The organism is Clostridium vincentii, from assembly GCF_002995745.1.
Classification (GTDB): Bacteria; Bacillota; Clostridia; order Clostridiales; family Clostridiaceae; genus Clostridium; species Clostridium vincentii.
Window position 1 is genome coordinate 15,065 of the sequence record NZ_PVXQ01000003.1, and the last position, 23,445, is coordinate 38,509.

Annotated in this window: 21 protein-coding genes; 16 read left to right on the plus strand and 5 right to left on the minus strand. The window is 30.4% G+C overall.

What is annotated here, in order from left to right; all coding sequences use genetic code 11:
* Positions 1 to 76: 76 nt before the first annotated feature.
* Together CLVI_RS01785 and CLVI_RS01790 are read left to right on the plus strand one after the other, a co-directional pair.
* Positions 77 to 751, plus strand: a complete 675-nt coding sequence (locus tag CLVI_RS01785; protein WP_106058400.1) for a hypothetical protein — start codon at positions 77 to 79, stop codon at positions 749 to 751.
* Positions 752 to 767: 16 nt separating this feature from the next.
* Positions 768 to 1,442: a DUF5105 domain-containing protein gene (locus CLVI_RS01790; protein WP_106058401.1), complete on the plus strand. Its 675-nt coding sequence runs from the start codon at positions 768 to 770 to the stop codon at positions 1,440 to 1,442.
* A 119-nt stretch (positions 1,443 to 1,561) separates the two neighbouring features.
* Here CLVI_RS01790 and CLVI_RS01795 read toward each other — a convergent pair whose 3' ends face one another.
* Together CLVI_RS01795 and CLVI_RS01800 are read right to left on the minus strand one after the other, a co-directional pair.
* Positions 1,562 to 1,927, minus strand: coding sequence for a FlxA-like family protein (locus CLVI_RS01795; RefSeq protein ID WP_106058402.1), 366 nt, complete (start codon positions 1,925 to 1,927; stop codon positions 1,562 to 1,564).
* Between the two features lie 69 nt (positions 1,928 to 1,996).
* Complete coding sequence (locus CLVI_RS01800) at positions 1,997 to 3,133, minus strand: hypothetical protein (protein ID WP_106058403.1); 1,137 nt, start codon at positions 3,131 to 3,133, stop codon at positions 1,997 to 1,999.
* Between the two features lie 189 nt (positions 3,134 to 3,322).
* On the opposite strand from CLVI_RS01800, the gene CLVI_RS01805 reads away from it, so the two are divergent.
* The 5 genes from CLVI_RS01805 (at position 3,323) to CLVI_RS01825 (ending at position 8,796) form a co-directional block, all read left to right on the plus strand.
* Positions 3,323 to 4,018, plus strand: coding sequence for a response regulator transcription factor (locus CLVI_RS01805; RefSeq protein ID WP_106058404.1), 696 nt, complete (start codon positions 3,323 to 3,325; stop codon positions 4,016 to 4,018).
* A gap of 4 nt (positions 4,019 to 4,022) precedes the next feature.
* Positions 4,023 to 5,471 (plus strand): sensor histidine kinase, encoded by a 1,449-nt coding sequence (locus tag CLVI_RS01810; RefSeq protein ID WP_106058405.1) that lies wholly within the window; start codon positions 4,023 to 4,025, stop codon positions 5,469 to 5,471.
* A 182-nt stretch (positions 5,472 to 5,653) separates the two neighbouring features.
* Positions 5,654 to 6,778: a DUF4178 domain-containing protein gene (locus tag CLVI_RS01815; protein ID WP_106058406.1), complete on the plus strand. Its 1,125-nt coding sequence runs from the start codon at positions 5,654 to 5,656 to the stop codon at positions 6,776 to 6,778.
* Between the two features lie 17 nt (positions 6,779 to 6,795).
* Positions 6,796 to 7,218: a DUF350 domain-containing protein gene (locus tag CLVI_RS01820; RefSeq protein WP_106058407.1), complete on the plus strand. Its 423-nt coding sequence runs from the start codon at positions 6,796 to 6,798 to the stop codon at positions 7,216 to 7,218.
* Between the two features lie 51 nt (positions 7,219 to 7,269).
* Entirely contained in the window at positions 7,270 to 8,796 is a 1,527-nt protein-coding gene (locus CLVI_RS01825) for a polyamine aminopropyltransferase (RefSeq protein WP_106058408.1), read from the plus strand.
* 58 nt (positions 8,797 to 8,854) lie between these two features.
* Here CLVI_RS01825 and CLVI_RS01830 read toward each other — a convergent pair whose 3' ends face one another.
* On the minus strand, positions 8,855 to 10,348 hold the full coding sequence (locus CLVI_RS01830; protein ID WP_106058409.1) for a phytoene desaturase family protein: 1,494 nt from the start codon (positions 10,346 to 10,348) through the stop codon (positions 8,855 to 8,857).
* Positions 10,349 to 10,573: 225 nt separating this feature from the next.
* Between CLVI_RS01830 and CLVI_RS01835 the strand changes: the two genes are divergently transcribed.
* On the plus strand, positions 10,574 to 12,343 hold the full coding sequence (locus tag CLVI_RS01835; RefSeq protein WP_242980521.1) for a GGDEF domain-containing protein: 1,770 nt from the start codon (positions 10,574 to 10,576) through the stop codon (positions 12,341 to 12,343).
* A gap of 125 nt (positions 12,344 to 12,468) precedes the next feature.
* A complete protein-coding gene (locus CLVI_RS01840; protein WP_106058410.1) occupies positions 12,469 to 13,227 on the plus strand; it encodes a potassium channel family protein in 759 nt (252 codons plus the stop codon).
* 87 nt (positions 13,228 to 13,314) lie between these two features.
* Here CLVI_RS01840 and glgB read toward each other — a convergent pair whose 3' ends face one another.
* Positions 13,315 to 15,153, minus strand: coding sequence for a 1,4-alpha-glucan branching protein GlgB (gene glgB / locus CLVI_RS01845; RefSeq protein ID WP_106058411.1), 1,839 nt, complete (start codon positions 15,151 to 15,153; stop codon positions 13,315 to 13,317).
* A gap of 195 nt (positions 15,154 to 15,348) precedes the next feature.
* Positions 15,349 to 16,932 (minus strand): MutS-related protein, encoded by a 1,584-nt coding sequence (locus CLVI_RS01850; RefSeq protein WP_106058412.1) that lies wholly within the window; start codon positions 16,930 to 16,932, stop codon positions 15,349 to 15,351.
* 258 nt (positions 16,933 to 17,190) lie between these two features.
* On the opposite strand from CLVI_RS01850, the gene CLVI_RS01855 reads away from it, so the two are divergent.
* From CLVI_RS01855 to CLVI_RS01885, 7 genes are all read left to right on the plus strand, one after another.
* Positions 17,191 to 17,880, plus strand: a complete 690-nt coding sequence (locus CLVI_RS01855) for a YveK family protein (RefSeq protein ID WP_106058413.1) — start codon at positions 17,191 to 17,193, stop codon at positions 17,878 to 17,880.
* A 3-nt stretch (positions 17,881 to 17,883) separates the two neighbouring features.
* A complete protein-coding gene (locus CLVI_RS01860; RefSeq protein WP_106058414.1) occupies positions 17,884 to 18,576 on the plus strand; it encodes a CpsD/CapB family tyrosine-protein kinase in 693 nt (230 codons plus the stop codon).
* Between the two features lie 60 nt (positions 18,577 to 18,636).
* Positions 18,637 to 20,451 carry a polysaccharide biosynthesis protein gene (locus tag CLVI_RS01865; protein WP_106058415.1) on the plus strand — a complete coding sequence of 605 codons (1,815 nt, stop codon included), beginning with the start codon at positions 18,637 to 18,639 and terminating at the stop codon, positions 20,449 to 20,451.
* A 76-nt stretch (positions 20,452 to 20,527) separates the two neighbouring features.
* Positions 20,528 to 20,629 (plus strand): hypothetical protein, encoded by a 102-nt coding sequence (locus CLVI_RS18045; protein WP_341458730.1) that lies wholly within the window; start codon positions 20,528 to 20,530, stop codon positions 20,627 to 20,629.
* Between the two features lie 180 nt (positions 20,630 to 20,809).
* The gene (gene loaP, locus CLVI_RS01875) at positions 20,810 to 21,334 is read left to right on the plus strand and encodes an antiterminator LoaP (RefSeq protein WP_106058416.1); all 525 of its coding nucleotides are present in this window, start codon (positions 20,810 to 20,812) and stop codon (positions 21,332 to 21,334) included.
* A 227-nt stretch (positions 21,335 to 21,561) separates the two neighbouring features.
* Complete coding sequence (locus tag CLVI_RS01880) at positions 21,562 to 22,806, plus strand: DegT/DnrJ/EryC1/StrS family aminotransferase (protein WP_106058417.1); 1,245 nt, start codon at positions 21,562 to 21,564, stop codon at positions 22,804 to 22,806.
* A gap of 10 nt (positions 22,807 to 22,816) precedes the next feature.
* Complete coding sequence (locus CLVI_RS01885; protein WP_106058418.1) at positions 22,817 to 23,434, plus strand: sugar transferase; 618 nt, start codon at positions 22,817 to 22,819, stop codon at positions 23,432 to 23,434.
* The last annotated feature ends 11 nt before the right edge of the window (positions 23,435 to 23,445 follow it).

Genomic DNA, 23,445 nt, shown 5'->3' on the forward strand with positions numbered 1-23,445 from the left:
TGGTAAAATAGTAAGATCGGTACAAGCATTATATTAGTTATTATTTTAAAAATGAAATATTCTAGGGGGTAAAATAATGAAAAAATCAAAAAAACTTATTACGGTATTAATGACTGCTATATTAGGATCAGCTTTATTTCTTACAGGATGTGCTGGGAAACCAGCAGCAGCAGATGTTACAGTGAAAGCCTTTTATAATCTTTATATATTAGGTGATTCAACTGATATTGAAAAAATAGCTTTAACTAAGGAAGAGGTTGCTGAAAAATTTGAAGAAGTAAAAACTTTAACTCAATCTGAAATTAAAGCTAATTTTGCAGCAGGGGGATTGTCAATATCAGATGACCAATTGGATGCTATTTACAATTCGGAAATGGAAGCTTTAAAGAAATTAACTGTTACAACTGAAATAGTTTCAGAAGATGACGAGAAAGCGACTGTTAAGTTAACTACAACTTATTTCGATATAACAGCAATAGATATTAAAGCTGCTACAGAAACTAGCGACGAAGTTAGTGCAATGCAACTAACAAGCCAGTCAGAATTAGATAATAAAATTGTAGAAATATATTCAAATAAACTTGTAGAAGGTTTTAAATCAGCAGAACCATCTACTGAAACTAAAGAAGAATATTTTGAATGTGTAAAAACGACTTATTCTGTGAATGGAAAGAATAAAGATATATATACTCCAGAAGATATGGAAAAGTTTACTACAGATATTAATATGATGGTAACAAATCAACAATAATTAAGGAGGCAAAACAATGAAAAAATCAAAAAAACTTATGGCAGTATTAATGACTGCTATATTAGGATCAGCTCTATTACTTACAGGATGTGGTGGAAAAATAGCAACGGCAGATGTTACAGCTAAGGCCTTTTATAATCTTTATATATTAGGAGATTCAACCGAAATAGAAAAGATAGCTTTAACTAATGATGAGTCAAACCAGATACTTGATAAATTAAAAAGTACAAGCCAAGATGCAACTAAAAACCTAATTACAAGTGGAGGATTGCAAATATCAGATGAACAATTGGATTCTATTTACAATGCGGAAATGGAAGCCCTAAAGAAATTAACGGTTACAACTGAAATAGTATCAGCGGAAAAAGATAATGCAACTATTAAGTTAACTACAACTTATATAGATTTATTAACAATTGATACCAAAGCTGCTGAAGAGGCTGCAAATGAAGCCAATGCAATGAGCCTAACAGACCAGACAGAATTGAACAATAAGATTGTAGAATTATATGTAAACAATCTTATAGAAGGATTTAAAGCAGCACAACCCTCTATTGAGACCAAGGAAGCAACTTTCGAATGCCAAAAACAAGTATATATTGTGGATGGAAAGAATAAAGATGTATGGTTTCCAGTAGATATGGAGACTTTTGGTGGTAATATTGCTAAGATGGCAACAAATCAACAATAATTTATTCTAAGCATTATTAGAAATTAATAGAAGGATACCCCAAATAGAACTTGTTCTATTTGTGGTATCCTTCTATTTGGTATTTTCAAATTTAATTGCGTTGAATAATATAATTGATTTTATGCAAAGACATCAATTATATTAGTACTATTTACTGATGCTGAGTTACTAGAATTAGATGCGCTACTGGATTCATTTTTATCACTTATTTTAGTACTATCAGAACTTATTGATTTTTGATCTATAGTATTTTGCTTTTGATCACTTTTTTCTGATCTCATCTGGGCAATTTGCGCATCTATTAGTTGTATTTGAGATTGTATCTGTGTAGATTTTGCTTGCTTGGTTTTCTCATCATCTGTACCTTGAGTAACTTGACTTAGTTCTGTTTGTAGAGTTGCTTTTTGCTTTTCAAGCTGTGCTATTTCACTCTTGTTACTAACAGGAGAATAGCTGTTGGTTGTTGAAACTGAAGAAATATTCATATTACATTACACTCCTTTAATGGTATTTTTATTTTAGATAGATCTAATAATAAATATAGGTAAAATATTTTAAGCTCCGATTAAGTCCTCTTCACTTAAAATATTGTTACTTGAATCTAATTGGCTTGAATCATATCCATCAGAGAATATTCTAGTAAGCATTGAAGTCAGGTTTAGACCATCCATCATTTGGCTGTCACTCTCATTTTCTTGAATATTTTTAAGAAAATCTCGCATTTCTGTTTCAGTCATAGTATCTATACCGATTTCATAAGGCTCATCTGATTCATCACTAGAAACTTGAGTTTGATCATAAACTGATTTCATGTCTGTAATCAAATCCATTAATATTTCCTTCAACTCATTAAGTGATAAAGTATCGATATCCACTGCTTTTATATTCTCTATGTCTTCATTTAAATTAGTTAATGAATCTGTTGATTCACTAACTTCATTTTGAGCAGATACATTATTAGCACTATTTTGAATCTTTTGAAGCATGTCCCTCATATCGGACTCTGATATGGCATCTAGGTTTACCTGAGTGGTATTATTATATCCTCCAGTTGGCCTTTTTATAGAGTCCATATCTGTTATTAGGTTAGCTAATGTTGACTTTATATCATCAAGAGACATACTATCTATATCAGCTACTTTTATAGATTCCATATCTGATACTAGCTTACTTACTTCATCATCAAAAGAGGATTTTTGTGTATGTTCCGGCTCATTAATAGATCTCTGTTGAATAACTTTTAGCATATCCCTCATATCTGATTCTGAAATGATATCTAAGTCTACTTCAGGAGCATTATCTGAATTTTTGTCTGTTTTTTGTATAGATTGCATATCTGCCAGAAGATTGCTAAAGGTAGTCTTTAAATCCTCTGCAGTCATATTATCTATATCTGCAGTTTTCAAAGCCTCCATATCTGAGTTGATAGCACTAGTAGCTTCAGATTCTTCTGAGGTATCGGTATTTAGCATTTTCATAGTATGCATCAGCTTCCTTGAACTTAGTTCAAGGTCATCAATATTTCCACTTTCTTGAAAGGGAACAACCTTTTTCTTAGTGGAGCTTAGGGAATCGATGGTACTCTTTGATGAAGTTGAATCATCTGAGCTTACTGAGTTTGCACCTTGTTTTTGGATAGAATTTGCTGAATAAAGCTGTCTATAATAACTGGAATAGTCTGTTGAAATCATAGTTCTGTTACCTCCTAATTTCTAATCTGCATCCTTGCAATAAATATTCTCTTTTTACTTATCGGCAAGTAACCTTACTAATTTAGAGCAGCATGGTGGCAGTTTTGTGGCAAAATGAAATAGATAATTACTTGGAAAGGATATTAGAAGTACTTTATGGTAAAATGTCATAGAGGTGAGCTGACTTATATGGATAGTAAATTAATATATATAGCAGATGATGAAGTTAATATTCGTAATATTATAAAATCCTTCCTAATCAAAGAGGGGTTTGAAGTAGAGACTTTTAGTGATGGCAATTCTATTTTTCAGACTTTTAGTGAAAAGCCTGCAGATATGCTTATTATAGATATAATGATGCCTGGGATAGATGGATATTCTCTTTGTTCATTAATTCGCAAAAAAAGTAATGTACCTATAATTTTTGTATCAGCTAAAGATACAGAATCGGATAAGATTGCAGGATTGACATTAGGTGGTGATGATTACTTGACCAAACCCTTTAGTCCTATGGAACTTATCGCTAGGATGAAAAGTATATTTAGAAGAATTGAGGCTGCTAAAATAGAGGTTTTAAGCAATGAAATAATTAATATAGCCGATATTTCAATAAATAATGATATGAAGCAAGCTATGATTGCTGATAAGAACATTGGACTTACAGGAATGGAGTTTTCATTGCTTAACTATCTTATAAAAAATAGAAATAGGGCAGTTGGGCGAAGTGAACTATTAGAGAATGTATGGGGATTTGATATAGAAGTAAGTACAAGAGCTACAGATGATATGATAAAAAGAATGAGAAAAAAGCTTCTGGATTCCGGTTCGATTTTGAAAATTGATACAGTACGAGGTTTCGGATTTACAATACAACAGAAGGAATGATGTTATGAAAAGGAACTCTATTAAGTGGAAAATTCTTAAATACAATATTATTATAGTAATGCTACTAATTACTTTAACAACAATAATTTTCAATATTTCTGTCCGTCTGTATTTTGAAAAAGATATTATTAAGCAATTGGATAAAGTAGCAGGACATATTGAGGATACGGCACTAAAGCAAGGCCCGGATTTTTTTCCTGAACCTGGGAAAGAACCTCCTAAAATAGAGGATAACGATAATGAAATGTATAGATATTATTTTATGTTAGATCGTTCATCAAGGGAATATACTAGTGTGCTAAATGCTGAATATGTTTTGCTTGATAAAAACAAAGAGATTATTACTCCTTTCCCAGAGAAAACTAAGGTGTCAACTGCTAATATATTAAGTGAAATTAATGGTAAAATCGGTGATTTTCAAAATATCCAAGATGAAAAGTATGTGGATTTTTCGCTATCTGATGGTAGGTACACAGCTATTATCAAACCTGTATCTGATAAAAATTCTTTTGGATTAGGATGGATAATAATATATTCGAGCCTGGAAGAAGTGAATCAGCTGCAAATGGGGATAAATATTATTCTTTTTATTATTGTTGTTCTCTCTGCGGTAATTATTATAATATTCTCCTCCTTTTTGTCTAAAAAACTATCTGCTCCATTTTCTTCACTTAATCAACATATAAGATCTATTGCGGAAAGAAAGTTTGGGGCTAAAATTGATATTCCTGTATATGATGAGCTTCGTGAAGTTATTAATAGTATTAACTTAATGTCAGATAAACTTGAAATACACAATAAAGCACAGAAGACATTTTTGCAGAATGTGTCTCATGAATTTAGAACACCCTTAATGTCTATTCAAGGTTATGCAGAAGGTATAAAATATGATGTTATAGAAAGTGGAGTTGCTGCTGATATTATTATGGGAGAAACCAAGCGAATGACAGATTTAGTAGAAGATTTGTTGTACTTATCAAGACTTGATGCTATAGAGGAGACTTATAACTGTGATGTTTTAAACCTTACTCAGTTAGTAGATAAGACTATTGAACGAATAAATGGAATTGCAATCAGCAGCAATATAGAAATCAGGATAGATAATATTAATGAGATGGTGAAAGTATATGGAGATGAGGAAAAGCTTTCCCGGGCAATTGCAAATGTGGTTAGTAACTGCATTAGATATGCGAGTAATTTTGTTGAAATACATATGAGTATTAATTGCTCTAACCTAGTTAAATTAACTATATCTGATGACGGGCCGGGGTTTGAGGATAATGATATTCCACATATATTTGATAGGTTCTATAAAGGAAAGAAAGGTCATTTTGGTCTAGGATTAGCCATAAGTAAAAATATTATTGAGCGACATAATGGGAAAATAACAGCTGAGAACTCTACATCAGGGGCTATTTTTATTGTTAAGTTACCATTAGCCAATGAGTGTTAGATTTGCTTTTTCATTATATGAAAGAAGAGAGTGTCCCAAAAGATAGTTTTTGGGACATATTTTTTTGTAATCATAATTTTGTATGGTATTAATATAGTGTTGTGAATTTAAATTATAGAATAACTATAGTCAATTATGTAATAATACGGTAAAATGTAAATAATAGTGTTTAGGGGGGAATCATGGCGGATAATAATTTATACTTTGGTGCTAATGAGAGACTTAGCATAGAAGGCAGAGAATATATAGTCCAGGGGTTTATTACTTTTTTAAATGATGCAGATAGCTATAAATGGACTGAATATAAGATTAAGCTAGAAATGACTAATGAAATAAAGTGGCTTAGTATTGATAGAACATATAATGAATATGCTTTATATACTCAATGTAAATTTAGTAGTGACTTTAAAGAGAAAAATATAATATTACAGGGTTATAAGGAATCTGATTATGGACAGGCTAGAGTAACTGCAGCTAGTGGCGCTGTAGATGTGGTTATGGGAGATAGGGTTAGCTATAGAGAATTTGAAGATTTAGCGGAAGAAAAAATAATGGCAATAGAAACATGGGAGGAAGAAGAAGAATATTCAAGAGGATATTACTTAAATGCAGATGATATAAAAAAAGTTGGAAATTCATCAGTAAATTATGTTGCTCAAAATACTAATACCTCAAAGAATCCTGCTAAGATATCAATTGTAGTAGTAGCTGCAATAATAGTTGCAGCTTGTGTGGCTGGTATATGTATATATAATTTTATTAAAGGCGCTTCAGTTCCAATTAGTAATTATATTGGGAGTAGTTCTTCATTTTCTTATTATACATCTATAACTTCTGATAATAACAACGATGAAAAAGCTGATATATATAAAACTTCATTAAGTGTTGAAGATGCAGTAAAGCTTATATTAGATAAGGTTGAAGGAAATGTTGAGGATGTTCAGGAAAATACAGAAGACAAAACTGTAGGAATAATTACAAAAAAAGAGTATTGTCTAGTATACACAAGTACAGATAATAAAACTTTAGTACAGATAAGTACTAGAAAATATGCGTATTCAAGTAATAATAACCCTTATCACTCCAATATGTATGCAGGTGGTTTCTATAGAAGATATTATTATTCTAGAGGATATACTGCAGATAGTAAGACTTATGGAGATTCTACTAGCAGCTATGCTGATTATAATGATGGTACTGTTAACAATAATACAAGTGATAAATATAAAACATATTCAAATAGTGTAAGACAATCTAGTATAAGTTCAAGAACTTCCTCAGGTGGAGGAACAAGTTCAGGTAAATAAAAGGAGGAAAATAAATAATGCAAGAAATAATTAGTACAGCAATTTATTCAGTTTTAGGAATAATATTAATGATGGTTGGAACATTTTTAGTGGATTTAATTATTCCATGTGACTTTCCAATAGAAATAAAGAAAAGGAATGTTGCGGTAGGGTATATAACAGCTGGTTCATCAATAGGAGTTGGAATAATTTTAAAAAGCGCAATAGTTTCACCTGTAGGAACTCAAATATCTGAAACTTTGATTCAAGGAGTAGGTAGTACAGTTTTATATGCTCTAATAGGAATTGCCTTTTTTATGCTAGGTTATCTAGTTATGAAGGTAGCTAATAGGAAATATGATTTAAATAAAGAAATTGGAGATGGAAATCCAGCAGCAGGTCTTATGGTTATGGGAATGTTTATTGGATTATCAATATTAATAAGTGGAGTTATATATTAAAGGGGACATTTAGCCCCCTTTCTATATAAGTAAAAGGAGTAGTAAACTGAGATGCCAGAAGAGAAGGAATTTAAGTATAAATTACTAATGATGACTACCTTAATAATTTCAGGGTGTTCAATAATATATGAGGTGCTAATAAGTTCAGTTAGCTCCTATTTAGTTGGTGATAGTATCAAGCAATTTTCAATAACCATAGGACTTTATATGAGTGCTATGGGAATTGGATCATATATATCAAAGTATATAAAAAAGAATTTATTTGATTGGTTTGTATTTGTAGAAATTGGTGTAGGGATTCTGGGAGGAATAAGCTCCTTAGTTTTATTCTTATCTAATGTGTACATAAACTCTTATGAATTAGTCATGTATATACAGATAATATTAATAGGAACTTTAGTCGGTCTTGAAATACCATTATTAACTAGGATTATAGAGGGAAATACAAAAAATCTAAGGGTAACACTATCTAGTATATTCACATTTGATTATATTGGAGGATTAGTTGGATCTATTGCATTTCCATTGATTCTTTTACCTAAGTTTGGATATTTTACAACTGCTTTTTTAACGGGAACTTTAAATATAATAATTTCTATTATAATAATTTATAATTATAAAGATTATATTAAAAATATAATTACTTTTAAGATAATAGCAAGTGTAGCACTTATATTAATGATCTTTGGAGCAGTTTACTCAGAGAACATTGCAAAAAATATTGAAGGAAAGTTGTATAGAGATAAGATTGTAATATCAAAACAAACTTCCTACCAAAATATTGTAGTTACTAAGCATAAAGATGATTTAAGGTTATTTCTGAATGGAAATATTCAATTTTCCACAGTGGATGAGTATAGGTACCATGAAAGTTTAGTTCATATTCCAATGGCAGCTTCAGCTAATAAAAAGAAAGTCTTAATTTTAGGTGGAGGGGATGGATTAGCTCTTCGAGAAGTACTAAAATATGATGATGTTGAAAATGTAACCTTAGTTGATTTAGATGAGGAAATGGTGGAGCTTTGCAAAACTAATAAAGATATTGTTAATTCAAATGAAGATTCGTTAAAGAGTGAAAAACTTAACTTGGTTTATGAGGACGCTTTTAAGTATCTTCAAGAAAGTGAAGAATTATTCAATGTGATTTTAGTAGATTTACCAGATCCCAATGATGAAAATTTAAATAAGTTATATACAAATGTATTTTATAGATTAGCAACAAACCATTTAGCAGAAAAAGGGACTATGGCTGTCCAGTCAACAAGTCCTTATTATGCTAAGGATGCTTTTTGGTGTATAAATAAAACATTAGAGGAGGAGGGCCTAAATGTAATTCCTTATCATGTTCAGGTTCCATCCTTTGGAGATTGGGGATTTCAGCTGGTTTCTAAAAATCCTATAGATATAAAGTCTTTGGATGTAGGCGTGAATACTAAGTTTTTAAATAAGGAAACTTTGGGCGGATTATTTACTTTCAGTGAAGATGAGAGGGCAGATAAAGACATTTTAATTACAAATACATTAGCTAGACCACAGCTTATAACTTATTATTTAAAGGCAGTAGAAAATTGGAGATAAGTTTATTAGCAAAAAGCCATATTGAAATGGAAAGGAATTTCCATTCCAATATGGCCTTTTATTTGTATTTTTTTAAGATTAATTCACCACAAATTTTAGACGATTTTAGCACCATAGCAACTCCATTACCAGGATGAACAGATGATCCCGTAAAGAATAAATTTTCAACATTCGGAAGTTCACATTGCGGCCTAAAAACAGTACTTTGCTTTAAAAGGTGACTTAACCCAAAGGCAGATCCCATATGATTATTAAATCTATCTCTTAAATCTAATGGACTTAGATAGCTATCAAATAATATATGTTCCTTAACATCTTCAAGACCTCTGATATTGGATAAGATATTTAAAAGTTTTTTCTTAATGCTAGTAATAGTCTCTAAATCCCAATTTATCTTAGTGGACAAAAGATTTGGTACTCTTACCATTATATTAATACACTCAGCTCCCTTAGGGCACAAGGTGGAGTCTATGGAGCTAGGACAGTAAATATATATAGATGGGTCTTTCGAAAAAACCCCTTTAAAGGGAGCATTAGTATTCTTCTTAAAGTTTTTATTTATGTAGATATTATGTATATTCAGCAGAGGATATTTTTTATCTAAGGCTAAATATAAAATAAAGGTAGAGCAGGAATAATTCAAATTATTTAAAGGCTTAATTAAGCTTCCAACTTCTCTATCTTTGAGTAGAGTCTTAATAGCATAGGTGTAATCACAACTACAAACAACGTCATCACATAAAATCTTCTTGCCATTTACCATAATTCCAATAGCTTTATTATCCCTAAATAGAATTTTATCAACAGGGTAGTCGGGTTTAATGACTCCTCCCATTTCTAATATTAATTTCTCTAGTGCTTTTATATAAGAGTACATGCCGCCTTTTATGTGATAGAGTCCTTTCATTTGGGTAAATCCAGGGATTAAATTATATATATTAGGGGAAGCATATGGAGATGCTCCCACAAACATAGTTTGAAATAATAAATAGTGAATTAACTTTTCATTGGAAATATATTTTCTGCAGTCTCTGTAACTTGAATTAAGAGGATTTAAAGACAGAGCTTTCATTAATACTCTAGGATTAAAAATGGCATAACCCTTTTCAAAGGGTTTGTTTAAAAAACTCTTTTCTGCAACTAAATATTTCTTATAATTAGAAGTTATAAAATCAAAAAAACCCGATATATTATCTAAGTTACCTTCTGTAATGTTATTTAAGGTAGAGCACAGAGAGGGCAAATCATTATGAAAGGAAAAGGTCTTTCCATCTGAATAGAAAACTTTGTATAAAGGATTAATGGTAATAAGAGAAAAGTAGTCCATATAATTTCTATTACAATATTTAAAGACATCAATATAATCTTTAATAAACATAGAAATAGTGGCTGTTAAGTCAAATTTGAAATTACCACTTTCTAAAATATTGGTCGCTCCACCTATTGAATGATTTTTCTCATAAATCTCAACCTTAAAACCTTTTGATTGAAGACGGGCCCCTAGGGATAGACCCCCGATCCCTGCACCTATGATAATTACTTTTTTGTTCATAATAATTACTCCAATACTTTTATTATATAAGTATTTCCATTTATGCAATAAAAATTCACATAAAGTTGAAAAATCTATAGTTTTATATTGCAGAAAGTTTATAGATAATTAATTTACATAAAGTTAACAAAAGTAGGTATGTAAATTAACATGTAAATATTACCATGAAAATAAGAAGTTTTTTAATCCACTTTAACCTAATATAACTAATAGGAGGTGAAATCTATGGAAAATACATTATTTGAGAAACAGTATATGGACTATAGGTTTGAAGAGTTTAGCAATGTATTAAAGACAGGAAGTATAAAGTCTGTTTTTCAACCAATAGTATCTCTTAAAGACTCTAGTATACTTGGATATGAAGCCTTAAGTAGAGGACCTGAAGATTCACATATGCAAAATCCTGAGGTACTCCTAGAAATGGCTAAGGAATACGATAAGCTTTGGGAACTTGAACTTTTATTTAGATCGAAATCTATAGAGACTCTATATAAACATAAGGTTAATGCTAAATTATTTTTAAATATAAATCCTTCAATATTAGATAGTATGAAATTTAAGGATTCCTTTACAGATGAATATTTAGAAAAATATGACCTATGCTGTGAAGATGTCATATTTGAGATAACGGAAAGAACTAAAATAAAAGATATTGATAGCTTTAAGAAAACGCTAGATTATTGTAAAAATAAAAATTATAAAATAGCAATAGATGATGCAGGATCAGGATATTCTGGGCTTAATAGAATTTGTAATATTAAACCTGATTATATAAAATTAGATATTGAATTAGTTAGGGACATAGATAAGGATTCTACTAAAATGGCATTAGTTAAGAGTATGTGTGAATTTTCAAAACTAGTAGGTTCTTTTCTAATTGCGGAAGGAATAGAAACTGAAAAAGAGCTTAAGGTATTAATAGAACTTGGAGTTGATTTCGGTCAAGGATATTTTATTCAAAGACCTAAACCTCATATAATACCAATTAAAAATGATGTTGTAGAATTAATAAAAAACTTGAACATAAAGGAAAAAAATCAATATGGGCACAATATATCTGACATTTGTATTAGCACTATCTCTAAAAAAATACAAACTTTAAGACCTGATGTATTAGTATCTGATGTAGATAGTATATTTAAAGAAAATGCAAATCTGTTTGGTATTTGTATAGTTGAAGATGAAAGAGTTCTTGGGGTTGTAACTAGAAATTCATTTTATAGTAAACTTGGATGGCAGTTTGGATATAGCCTTTATTCATCAAAGCCTATTTCACTTATAATGCAAGAGGATTATTTAAATGTGGATTGTGATATGCCCATAGATATGGTAATAAAAGTTGCTATGTCAAGGTCAAAGGAAAGTTTATATGATCATGTTACTGTATTAAAGAATTCTAAATACTATGGTATAGTAACAATTAAGGATTTAATTGAAAAGACTATTGAGATTAAAGTGAATAATGCAAGGCATTCTAATCCATTAACAGGGTTACCTGGAAATATAGTTATTGAACAAAATATTGAAAAAGCTATATGCTCGAATGAAAATTATTGTGTCTTATATTTTGATATTGATAATTTTAAAGCATATAATGATGCTTATGGGTTTGAAAATGGAGATGTCATAATAAAAGCTTTATCAAAGGCAATAAGCAGCAATCTTAGGTCAAAAGAATTTATTGGACACATAGGTGGAGATGATTTTATTGCAATACTGCCTCATTGGGAGGTAGACAATAGTTGTGATAATATTATCAAGGATTTTGAAAGTCTAGCCCATGAGTGCTACGATGAAAAAGATTTGAAAAATGGATATATAACATCCCACAATAGACATGGAGTCGTGGAAAGATTTCCTTTGGTTTCTGTATCTATTGCTGGGGTAACAAATAGAAATAAAGAATATCAAAATGTGTATGAAGTCGCAAAAGAGTCAAGCTGTATTAAGAAAGAATGTAAACAAAAGAATGGAAGTTGCTACAGTATAAATTAACATATAAATAGTAAATCCTGTTATCTATAAGATAACAGGATTTATTTTTAGAGTAGGTGCGGGAATAGTGTTTATTGCAAGAATTGTAAAGAAGTATTATTATATACAAATAGGGGGATATTAAAATGAACTTACTAAAAAATAGAAACTTTAAGATAGTTTATGAAATAGGGATGGCGTTACTGGCTATAGGTGTTGTTGTAATTCTTGTAATTGATTTATCATATAATTTACCTCAAAATATAGCTATTATATTTTCAATTATCGATAATATGATATTAGGTATTTTCGCTATAGACTATTTCACAAGATTATTTTTAGCTAAAGATAAAGCAAAGTTTGTTAAGAGCAACATTATTGATTTAATTTCTATTATCCCGTTTAATTTTGCATTTCAGTCAATTAGAATATTAAGATTATCAAAATTACTAAAGTTTGTTAAGCTATTTAGGGCGGTATCATTGATTTTAAAATTCAAAAGCTATATTGATAAATTTTTAAAAACCAATAATTTTAATTATGTTATTTGGATAACTTTATTCACATTATTCCTGGGAGCCATTGGAATACATTTTGCAGAAGATATCTCAATTGGAAATGCACTATGGTGGAGCTTTGTTACCATCACAACAGTAGGATATGGGGATATTTCTCCCGGCACTACAAGTGGAAGAATTATTGCGGGAATAATAATGATTGTTGGTATAGGATTCTTGGGTATGTTAACTGCTACTATAGCTACATTTTTTCTTAACAGGAATAATAGTACAAACTTTAAAAATCAAACAATTGAAGATATTAAAACGAGATTAGATAATTTTGATGAATTAAATATTGAAGATATAGATGATATATATAATGTACTTAGAGCACTAAAAAAATAGAAGAGAAGGTAGAATGAAGCATATGAAAAAAGAGGATATATCAAATGTTTTGATATATCCTCATTTTGATTATAACCATGAAGAGTCTTAAGTAATATCTTTTATTTCAAAAACACAACTTGCGAAAGGTGCTAAATCAATAGAAATAGAATTAGATTTATTATTAAAAGCAATTTCTTGAGTTACGATCTCATTAGGATTAGTTATATTACATCCTCCGTAGATATCTTTCTCACTATTTAAAATTTCCATTAAACTTCCCTCGAAATTAAGGCCTAATTTAAAATGGCTATACCTATTAGGAGACATATTTAGAACAATTAATAATTGTTCATTATCAGTGCATCTAATATAGGAATAAACATTTTCATCTATATTATCAGCATCTACCCACTTAAAGTTAGATTCATTAAATTCCTCTAAATATAGAGCTTGGTGACTCTTATATAAATGATTAAGCTTTTTAAAATATAGATTAAAGGAATCATGGGAAGGGTATTTCAAAAGAAACCAATCATTTTCAATATCTTCATCCCATTCCCTAAATTGAGCAATCTCATTTCCCATAAAATTAAGTTTTTTACCTGGATGAGTTATCATATAGGTATATAAGGTTCTACATTGAGACAACTTTTGCTCATATGTTCCCCAAATCTTATCTATTATTGTTTTTTTGCCATGTACTACTTCATCATGAGATAGTGGTAATAAATAATTTTCATTATAAAAATAGTTCATGGAAAAGGTCAACAAATTATGATGATATTTACGGTAAACTGGATTTAATTCAAAATATTTTAATGTATCATGCATCCATCCTAAATCCCATTTGTAATCAAAGCCTAGTCCATCATATTTAACAGGGGCAGTAACTTTAGGATAATTACTTGAATCCTCAGCAATTAACATAACACTAGGATACCTTTTTCCTAAACCGGAGTTCATCCTTTGTAGGAAAGTAATTCCTCCAGAATTTACCCCTCGTTCACTGTCACCTTGCCAGTAGATAGCATTGGACATTGCATCCATTCTTAAACCATCAATGTGATAAATATCTAGCCAAAATGTAGCTGCCGACATTAAAAAGCTTATAACTTCATTCTTATAATAATCAAAGTTACAGGTGCCCCATTCACTATCTGCAATATCTTTGTACTCATACTCATATAGTGCAGTTCCATCAAACATAGCTAAAGAAAAGTTATCTCGCACAAAATGAACAGGTACAAAATCTAGAATAATTCCTATATTACTTTCATGACATTTGTTAATTAGAATCATTAACTCTTTAACGGTTCCATATCTTGAAGTTGCACTAAAATACCCACTACTTTGATAGCCCCAAGAACCATCGAAGGGATGTTCATTAAGGGGCATAATTTCAATGTGTGTAAAGCCATTATCAAGAATATAGTTAATTAGTTCAAGACAAAGTTCATCATAATGATACCACTCATCATTTTTATGTTTACGCCAAGAACCTAGATGCAACTCATAAATACTAACAGGTTTATTAAAGTTTTTTGAACGATTTATCATCCATTCATTGTCTTGAAAGAGGTTATTATCAATATTTGTTATAATTGAAGCTGTATTTGGCCGAAGTTCACTATAAAAGGCATAAGGATCAGCCTTGTCACATATTGTACCAGGTGCTTGATATATCCTATACTTGTACATCATTCCTTCAGTCATATCTTGAATAAACAAGCTATAAGTACCTTTCATATCAACCATATTCATAACATGTGCTTCACCAGTCCAACCATTAAAATCTCCAATAACTTGTACACTTGATGCATTTGGTGCATAAACACTAAATCGCACACCATCTACCTTGTTTTCATTGGTTATATGAGCTCCAAAATATTTATAGGCCTGGAAGCATTCACCAGCATAAAAACTTTTTAAAATTTTATTCTTCATTGTTAAACACCTTCTTCCTTGCCATAAGTGATAATTAACTTTTATGTTCTTAAATATATTATAAACTGTTGTTATATTAAAAGTAAATAAGGAAAAACATATATAAATTACAGAAATAATAAGATAATAATTAACATACTATGAACTATGTAGGAAGCTAATTGAATTAAAATTAATTGTTTATAAATGCTAAATTTAAATATTACTTTCCATAAGGTCAGATCTTTTGAAAGCAGCTTCAGTAATTTCCTTAGGATAGCCTACAAATTCAAGAAGCTTAATAGCATTTCTAGTTTTAGAGACACCGTTCTTAAGCTTATAATCGAAGCTTAAACCACTATCGTTGTTAACATCTTCACTAAAATAATAAAATTTATAGCTATCCTTTAGCATATCGCAAAGTTCTCTATCATGGGTTGCTACAATGCAAATAGCATCTCTTTTGTTTATGTAATTTAAAATTTCAGCTGAAGAAGCTATTCTTTCTAGAGGATTTGTCCCTCTAAAAATCTCATCAATAGGGCAAAAAACTGGTATATCATCTTCAAGAGAATTTAAAATTCTTAAAATAGATTCAGCTTCGGCCATGTAATAGCTTTTACCGCTTTTAATATCATCCTTAGGACTTATTGAAGAGACTATATTAAAAAAGCAAGCTTCATACTCATCGGCAAATACAAAATCAAAGCATTGTGCCAATAAAATATTAAGACTTATCATTCTTATAAAAGTGGATTTTCCTGACATGTTAGTTCCAGTTAAGACTATACCTTTAGTTGATATTTCTATTGAATTCGCAACTGGAATATCAAGAAGAGGATGTATTCCCTCTACCATATTCAACGAGGTGACCTGGGTAAACTTAGGTGTACACCATTTAGTGAAGCTAGTTTTATAACTTGCAATAGATATAAAAGCATCAATTTCTCCAACTAAGTAATATAATTCTAGAATTTGAGCCTCTTTTTCTATTAATTGACCGCTTATTTTGTAATAGATTGTTTCTTCAATTAAAAATGGAACTGAAAAGAATTGAAGGAACCCACCAAGTCCATTCAGAACCTTAATTAGACGGGTACTCTTATCAATTAATTTTAGTTCCCTTAAAAGTAAATCAATTCTGGATTTATAACTTTGAAGATTTTCATTTTCAATCTTTGAAATTTTTTTGCTAGCTGTTAATAAATTTCTAAGATAAATAAGACCGGTTGCTTTAACAGTAGTGATTTCTTTTTGATTTATAACTATATTAATATATACTAGACCTGTAAAAGGAAACATAAAATAAGGTTCTTTAAATATAATTGCTAAAAATATCATAAGAGGAGGTAGGACTTGTCCAAGTAAAGTATATAAATAACATTTTACTTTACTTACAGACAGTAATCCTTCAATCATTTCTATTAATCTATTTTTAGAATCAAATCCCATATTAAAAAGTATAATTCTTAAGTCTCCACTTAAAGAAGTATTTTTCTTAAATAAAGATATAATTTTACTTCTCTCATTTAGTTTAGCCTCATCCATTAAAGGATTTCTAAGGACACTATATAAAGAAGCCTCTCCTGCGCTTGAATAGGTTCTATCTATTTTAGAAAATATATCATCCATCATCAAATCATCCCAGGTTAAATCATCTATAGTATATTTCGATTTATAGGATAAATCGAATAAAGCTCTTATATTATTAAAGTTCCTAACTTTATCTTTAGGTTCTAAAAAAGATCGCCTTATATAATCTTTCACTATATTCGTTGGTAAAGATTTCAATATATTCATTGGTAAACACATCCTTTTTTATGATAAATATAACATAAAAAGAATAAATTCGCAATTTAATAGTGTGGATAGGTTAATTATAAAAAAGCATCTTTAATGGATGCTTTTTTGTTTCTATAAACCTTATAAAATATAAGGATAGTGCAGAATATGTTACTTAATTATATAAAAGTCTAATATATTACAATTATTTAATGTAACAATATATATATAAATACATAGTATTAAAATATAACAATTAATAATTGGAGGATTAAAATGGGAGAAGAAAGCATAACGCTTCCTGAGATTATAGATGCATTAAGAAAAAGATGGAAGATAATAGTTTTAACAACACTTATTATTACTACTTTCACTATTTTTGTAAGTTTATATTTAATTAAACCTAAATATGAGGCTAGTACAAAAGTATTTGTGGGAAAGGAAAGTAGTAATAATATTCAAGAGTATACCAGTAGCGATATTCAGATGTATCAACAGCTATTAAAGACATATTCAAATGTAATAATGACAAAGAATTTTGTCGAAAGTGCAATAGAAGGTGGAAATATAACATCAACAAAAGAAGAAATCTTAAGCAATCTAAATGTTGCTCCAAAAACAGATACACAGATACTAGAAATAAAATATTCAAGTTATGATAAGGCTGAGGCAAAGCAGGTTGCAGAAGAATTAACTAATGAGTTTATAATTGTATCTACTAAACTAATTCCAAATGCCAATGTACAAATTATTGAAAAGGCCAGCTTACCAGAAAATCCAGTTAGCCCTAATAAGATACTTAATATTTCAATTGGTCTATTATTAGGAATTATTACAGGACTGGGAGTGGCTATTATTTTAGATTTTAAGGATACTACTTTTTCATACAAGGAAGAACTTGAAAAAGAAATAAAATTGCCCGTTTTAGGAGTGATTCCAAAATTTAACGGTATTAGGAGGCGATAAGGCATGTTTGAATTAGAAGAAAAGCCTAAGTCAATAGCCTCTGAAGCTTATAGGAGCATACGAACTAATATACAATATTCATCTTTAGATAATGAGATAAGAAGCATGGTTGTTACAAGTACAGAGCCGGGAGAAGGTAAGACTATAACTGTTTGTAATCTCGCTTTTGCATTTGCACAATCAGAAAAGAAGACAATAATTATTGATTGCGATTTAAGAAAATCATCTATACACAAAGAATTTAAGTTATCCAATTTAATAGGACTTTCAGATGTATTAGTTGGAAATAAAGAATTAGATGAGGCAGTTAACAATTATTCAGAGAACTTAAGCATATTAACAGCAGGGAAAATATCTCCAAATCCATCAGAAATGTTAGATTCTAAAGCCATGGAACTTTTACTGGGAATAACAAAGTCTAAGTATGATGTAATAATTATAGATTCACCTCCACTCCAACTTGTTACTGATGCGCAAATACTTTCAACTAAAGTAGATGGGGTAATTCTAGTGGTAAAAGCAGGATCTACTAAGAGGAAATCCTTGCTTCAAGCAAAAGATTTATTAAATAAGGTTAGAGGTAATATTCTAGGAGTTATATTAAATAAAGTAGAAAATAAAAAAGATAAATATTATTACTATTATAGTGATGATGAGGAGAATAAGAATGAAGCAAAAAATAATAAGGATCAATAGTAGAAGTAAGGCGCAATAGTGAGAGCTAATAAGAGAACACAGATTACTATACTGCTATTTATGGATTCTTTCCTAATACATGTAGCCTACTTTCTTGCATTATGCTTTAGATTTAAATTTATAAATGTAAATATGAAGGAAATAATTAATAGCTATAGTGAGAATTTCTTAAGAATATGTGGAATAGTTTTGATTTATATATTTCTTTTTGCTATTTATAAACAATATAGGAGTATTTGGACTATAGCAAGCATCGAAGAATTTTCTTTAGGAGTTTTAGCAACAATTTCAGCATTATTTATTGTTGTTGTTTTGTCATTATTAGATGAAAATAGAATTCCTATAATGGTAACAGTTATGGCTGGGGTAATTATTATATTGGAATGTAATGGAATGAGAATAGGTTTAAGGATAGTAAAAAGAATATTTTCATATCTTAAGATAGAAAGAGATGTAGATGTAAAAAGAGTTCTTGTTGTAGGAGCTGGAAGTGCTGGATCGATGGTAATAAATGAATGTAAGAAGAATTCGAAATGGAAGAAAAAAATTATTGTTTTAGTTGATGACAACAAAGAAAAATTAGGGACATTTGTTGCTGGAATTAAGGTTGAAGGAAATAGAGAAATGATACCTGAACTTGTGAAAACAAAAAATATACAGGAAATTATAATTACAATTTCACTGTTAAAAGAAAAAGATTTAAAAGAAATAATTTATTATTGCAAAAAAACTAGTGCACAAATCAAGATAATGCCAGGGGTTTCTGAAATCATAGATGGTAAGTTTAACTTAAGTAAGATAAGGGATGTGGATGTGGAAGATCTACTGGGAAGAGAACCAATTGAATTAGATTTGGATGGAATTGCTGATTATATAGAAGATAAAGTGATTTTGGTTACTGGGGGAGGTGGCTCTATAGGTTCAGAGTTATGTAGGCAGATAGTTAAATTTAATCCGAGAGAACTTATTATATTAGATATTTACGAAAACAATGCTTATAACATTCAAAATGAACTTTTAGAATATAAAGAAGACTTAAATTTAAAGACCTTAATTGGATCGGTAAGAGATAGAGAAAGATTAAGATATATTTATTCAAAATACAAACCTCAGGTTATATTTCATGCAGCAGCCCATAAACATGTTCCTTTAATGGAGGAGAATCCAACGGAGGCTATAAAAAACAATGTTATAGGGACTTTAAATGTAGCGGAGTTTGCAAGTGAGTTTAAAGTGGAAAAATTCATTCTGATCTCTACGGATAAAGCAGTTAACCCTACTAATATAATGGGGGCTACAAAAAGAATATGTGAAATGATAATACAGGCTATTGACGAAGAAAGTGAAACAGAATTTGTTGCGGTTAGATTTGGTAATGTTTTAGGCTCAAACGGTTCAGTAGTTCCACTCTTTAAAAGACAAATTGCAAAGGGTGGTCCTATAACCTTAACCCATATGGATATTACTAGATATTTTATGACTATCCCTGAAGCTTCTCAGCTTGTACTTCAAGCTGTAGATTATGCAAAAGGTGGAGAAATTTTTGTTTTAGATATGGGAAGTCCAGTTAAAATATATGATTTAGCTGAAAATCTAATTAGACTTTCAGGTTATGAACCGGGTAAAGATATTAAGTTAAATATTATTGGATTAAGACCTGGAGAAAAACTTTATGAGGAACTTTTAATGAAGGAAGAAGGATTAATAAATACAGAGCATGAGAGAATTTTTATAGAAAAACTAAGTACAGTTAGTTTTAAGGTGCTGAAAGGACAGATTAATGAGCTTATGGACACTGTAATAGTAGGAAATGAGGATATGTTAAGGGTGAAATTAAAGGAATTAGTTCCAGGATATAAAAGGGGAAATAATTAAAAGATGGCAGTAAGAAAAAAGGAATGATATTCCACCAGGACTTATAGGGTGGGCTCAAATCAATGGTAGGGATGAACTGCCATTTGAAGTAATGGCAGAGTTTGATGGTGAATATGTGGAAAGAATGAGCTTTGGAATGGATGTTAAATATTTTTTTGAACTATTGCTTCTGTGTTAAAACACGATGAAATTGTTCAAGGTGGCTGGAGTGAGTTGGAGAAAATAAGGGCAGAAGCTGTTGCTACCCATGAATCTACATATGAGGAAAATACGAAGTTATGAAAATACTAGTTGTCTGTCAATATTAGTATCCACAACAAACAACATATGTGAGCAACTTGTAAAGGAGCGACTACATTTGTATTTTCAAAAACAAGAATCATGGTTCGTATTATACGTAAATGTAAACCAAGAAGAAAAAGTAAAAAAAATCCTTGAAAAAGAAATTGGAGATGAGTATAAATTCATTATTCCAACAAGAGAACTTAGAGAAAGAAAAAATGGAAAATGGCATAATGTAAAAAGAAAGCTGTTTCCAGGTTATGTTTTGACGAAGGGTATCATAAATATAGAAGTTTATTACAAAATTAGAAAAGTATATGGTGTAATAAAGTTACTGAGAAATGAAAATGAAGTTTTAACAATAGATGAAAAAGAACTAAAAGTACTAAAGATACTTATAGATAATCAGGATAATAATATAGGTGTTTCTACATTATATAAAGAAAATGATAGTATAAGAATACTTGCAGGACCTTTAGTGGGATTCAAAGGTCAAATTGTAAAAGTAGATTCTCGAAAAGGTAGAGCAAAGGTGAATATTAGTTTTATGAATGAAGAAAGAATAGTAGAACTTGGTATTGAATTAGTGGACAAAATCTGAAGCTGACTTGGGTGTTTCGGCCCCATAGAAAGATTAAGAGGTCATAGTAAGTCTGGTGGTAGCATGATGGATATTATGTGAATGGGCGAAGCTATGGCCTGGGGGTAGTTGAGAGCTGAGAGTATAGGAGTATTGAATGATGGGATTAGGTGAGGAGTGGGAAGGATAAAACTATTCATAAACGTTGATGGATTACTTTATATAAATTAAAAAGTGAGGGGAATTAAATGAACTATATTAAAGTAAGAAATATTCCATTTTCTCCACCTGACATTACAGATGCGGAGATTGAAGAAGTTATAAAAGCGATGAAGTCTGGTTGGATTACAACTGGCCCTAGAACAAAAGAATTTGAAAGAAAAATAGCTGAATATATAGGCGTAAATAAAGCTGTATGCCTTAATTCTGCAACTGCAGCTATGGAGCTTACACTTCGTATTTTAGGAATAGGACCTGGGGATGAAGTTATTACTTCAGCTTATACCTATACCGCATCTGCTTCAATAATAGATCATGTAGGAGCTAAAATCATACTCGTTGATACAGCTCCTGATTCTTTTGAGATGGATTATTCAAAACTTGCTGATGCTATTACAGACAAGACTAAAGCTATTATTCCTGTTGATATAGCAGGGAAGATGTGTGATTACGATACAATATATAAAGTTGTAGAGCGCAAGAAAGAACTGTTCAAAACAAATAATGAAATTCAAGGGTTATTTAATAGAATAATCGTAATGGCTGATGCAGCTCATGCTTTTGGGGCTGAAAGAAAAGGTATGAAATGTGGACAGGTTGCAGACTTTACTTCATTTTCATTTCATGCAGTAAAAAATCTTACAACAGCAGAAGGTGGAGCTGTTGTTTGGAGAAATGACTTAGGATTAGATGATGAGTGGCTTTACAAGCAGTTCATGTTATACAGTCTTCATGGACAATCAAAGGATGCACTAGCAAAGACTCAAATAGGTTCATGGGAGTATGACATTGTTTATCCCGCTTATAAATGCAATATGACAGATATTTTAGCCAGCCTTGGATTAATACAGCTAAGTAGATATGAAGGTCAGATGGAAAGACGTAAAGGGATTATAAAAGCCTATGACAAAGCATTTATAGAATTAGGGATTAAAAATTTAAAACACTACGGTGAGGACTTTGCGTCTACAGGCCATCTTTATTTAGCTAGGATACCTGGAATAGGTGAAACTGAGCGAAATGAAACCATTATAAATATGGCAGAAGCTGGCATTGCAACAAATGTGCATTACAAACCACTTCCTATGTTTACAGCTTATAAGAATTTAGGATTTGATATAAAGGATTATCCAAATGCTTATAAACAGTATGTAAATGAAATTACACTTCCACTTCATACTTTATTAAGTGATGAGGATGTGGAGCATGTATGTGAAAGTTTGAAGATGGCAATAGGGGAAGTTTTAAATAGAGGGGCTACTGTAGCACAATAGGGGTGAGTGTATGTATAAAAGATTTTTCAAAAGAATATTTGATCTAATTTTATCGATAATAGCTCTGCCATTCTGGTTTATTATATTGATTATTATTGGGCCAATTATTTATTTCCAAGATAAAGGGTCAATTTTCTATAATGCACCTCGTCTTGGTAAGGATGGAGAAATATTTAAAATGTATAAGTTCCGTTCGATGAAAATAAGTGCTCCGGACATAAGAAATGAAGATGGGTCTACCTTTAACGGAGAGGATGATTCAAGGTTAACTAAGATAGGGAAGTTTATTCGTAAGACAAGTCTTGATGAGACTCCACAACTTTTAAATATTATCAAAGGTGATATGAGCATTATCGGTCCAAGGCCAGACTTGCCAGAGCACAAAGAACTCTATGAAGGCAATGAAGAACGCAAGTTAGAGATTAGACCAGGGGTTAGTGGGTTTAACCAAGCTTATCATAGGAATACAATACCGTGGAAAGAAAGGATTAAACACGATATTTACTATATTGATGAGTTATCTTTATGCCTTGATATAAAGATATTTTTTAAAACGGCTGCATCTGTCTTGAAACGTGAGGATATATACGTAACTGATAATAGTACTAAGGATAGCAGTAAGTTTTGAGTGGACGTGTG

What these genes read in the sequence shown, in the direction of transcription:
- CLVI_RS01785 (WP_106058400.1), top strand. Translation starts at nt 77, where the DNA reads ATGAAAAAATCAAAAAAACTTATTACGGTATTAATGACTGCTATATTA.
- CLVI_RS01790 (WP_106058401.1), top strand. Translation starts at nt 768, where the DNA reads ATGAAAAAATCAAAAAAACTTATGGCAGTATTAATGACTGCTATATTA.
- CLVI_RS01795 (WP_106058402.1), bottom strand. Translation starts at nt 1,927, where the DNA reads ATGAATATTTCTTCAGTTTCAACAACCAACAGCTATTCTCCTGTTAGT.
- CLVI_RS01800 (WP_106058403.1), bottom strand. Translation starts at nt 3,133, where the DNA reads ATGATTTCAACAGACTATTCCAGTTATTATAGACAGCTTTATTCAGCA.
- CLVI_RS01805 (WP_106058404.1), top strand. Translation starts at nt 3,323, where the DNA reads ATGGATAGTAAATTAATATATATAGCAGATGATGAAGTTAATATTCGT.
- CLVI_RS01810 (WP_106058405.1), top strand. Translation starts at nt 4,023, where the DNA reads ATGAAAAGGAACTCTATTAAGTGGAAAATTCTTAAATACAATATTATT.
- CLVI_RS01815 (WP_106058406.1), top strand. Translation starts at nt 5,654, where the DNA reads ATGGCGGATAATAATTTATACTTTGGTGCTAATGAGAGACTTAGCATA.
- CLVI_RS01820 (WP_106058407.1), top strand. Translation starts at nt 6,796, where the DNA reads ATGCAAGAAATAATTAGTACAGCAATTTATTCAGTTTTAGGAATAATA.
- CLVI_RS01825 (WP_106058408.1), top strand. Translation starts at nt 7,270, where the DNA reads ATGCCAGAAGAGAAGGAATTTAAGTATAAATTACTAATGATGACTACC.
- CLVI_RS01830 (WP_106058409.1), bottom strand. Translation starts at nt 10,348, where the DNA reads ATGAACAAAAAAGTAATTATCATAGGTGCAGGGATCGGGGGTCTATCC.
- CLVI_RS01835 (WP_242980521.1), top strand. Translation starts at nt 10,574, where the DNA reads ATGGAAAATACATTATTTGAGAAACAGTATATGGACTATAGGTTTGAA.
- CLVI_RS01840 (WP_106058410.1), top strand. Translation starts at nt 12,469, where the DNA reads ATGAACTTACTAAAAAATAGAAACTTTAAGATAGTTTATGAAATAGGG.
- glgB (WP_106058411.1), bottom strand. Translation starts at nt 15,153, where the DNA reads ATGAAGAATAAAATTTTAAAAAGTTTTTATGCTGGTGAATGCTTCCAG.
- CLVI_RS01850 (WP_106058412.1), bottom strand. Translation starts at nt 16,932, where the DNA reads ATGAATATATTGAAATCTTTACCAACGAATATAGTGAAAGATTATATA.
- CLVI_RS01855 (WP_106058413.1), top strand. Translation starts at nt 17,191, where the DNA reads ATGGGAGAAGAAAGCATAACGCTTCCTGAGATTATAGATGCATTAAGA.
- CLVI_RS01860 (WP_106058414.1), top strand. Translation starts at nt 17,884, where the DNA reads ATGTTTGAATTAGAAGAAAAGCCTAAGTCAATAGCCTCTGAAGCTTAT.
- CLVI_RS01865 (WP_106058415.1), top strand. Translation starts at nt 18,637, where the DNA reads ATGGATTCTTTCCTAATACATGTAGCCTACTTTCTTGCATTATGCTTT.
- CLVI_RS01880 (WP_106058417.1), top strand. Translation starts at nt 21,562, where the DNA reads ATGAACTATATTAAAGTAAGAAATATTCCATTTTCTCCACCTGACATT.
- CLVI_RS01885 (WP_106058418.1), top strand. Translation starts at nt 22,817, where the DNA reads ATGTATAAAAGATTTTTCAAAAGAATATTTGATCTAATTTTATCGATA.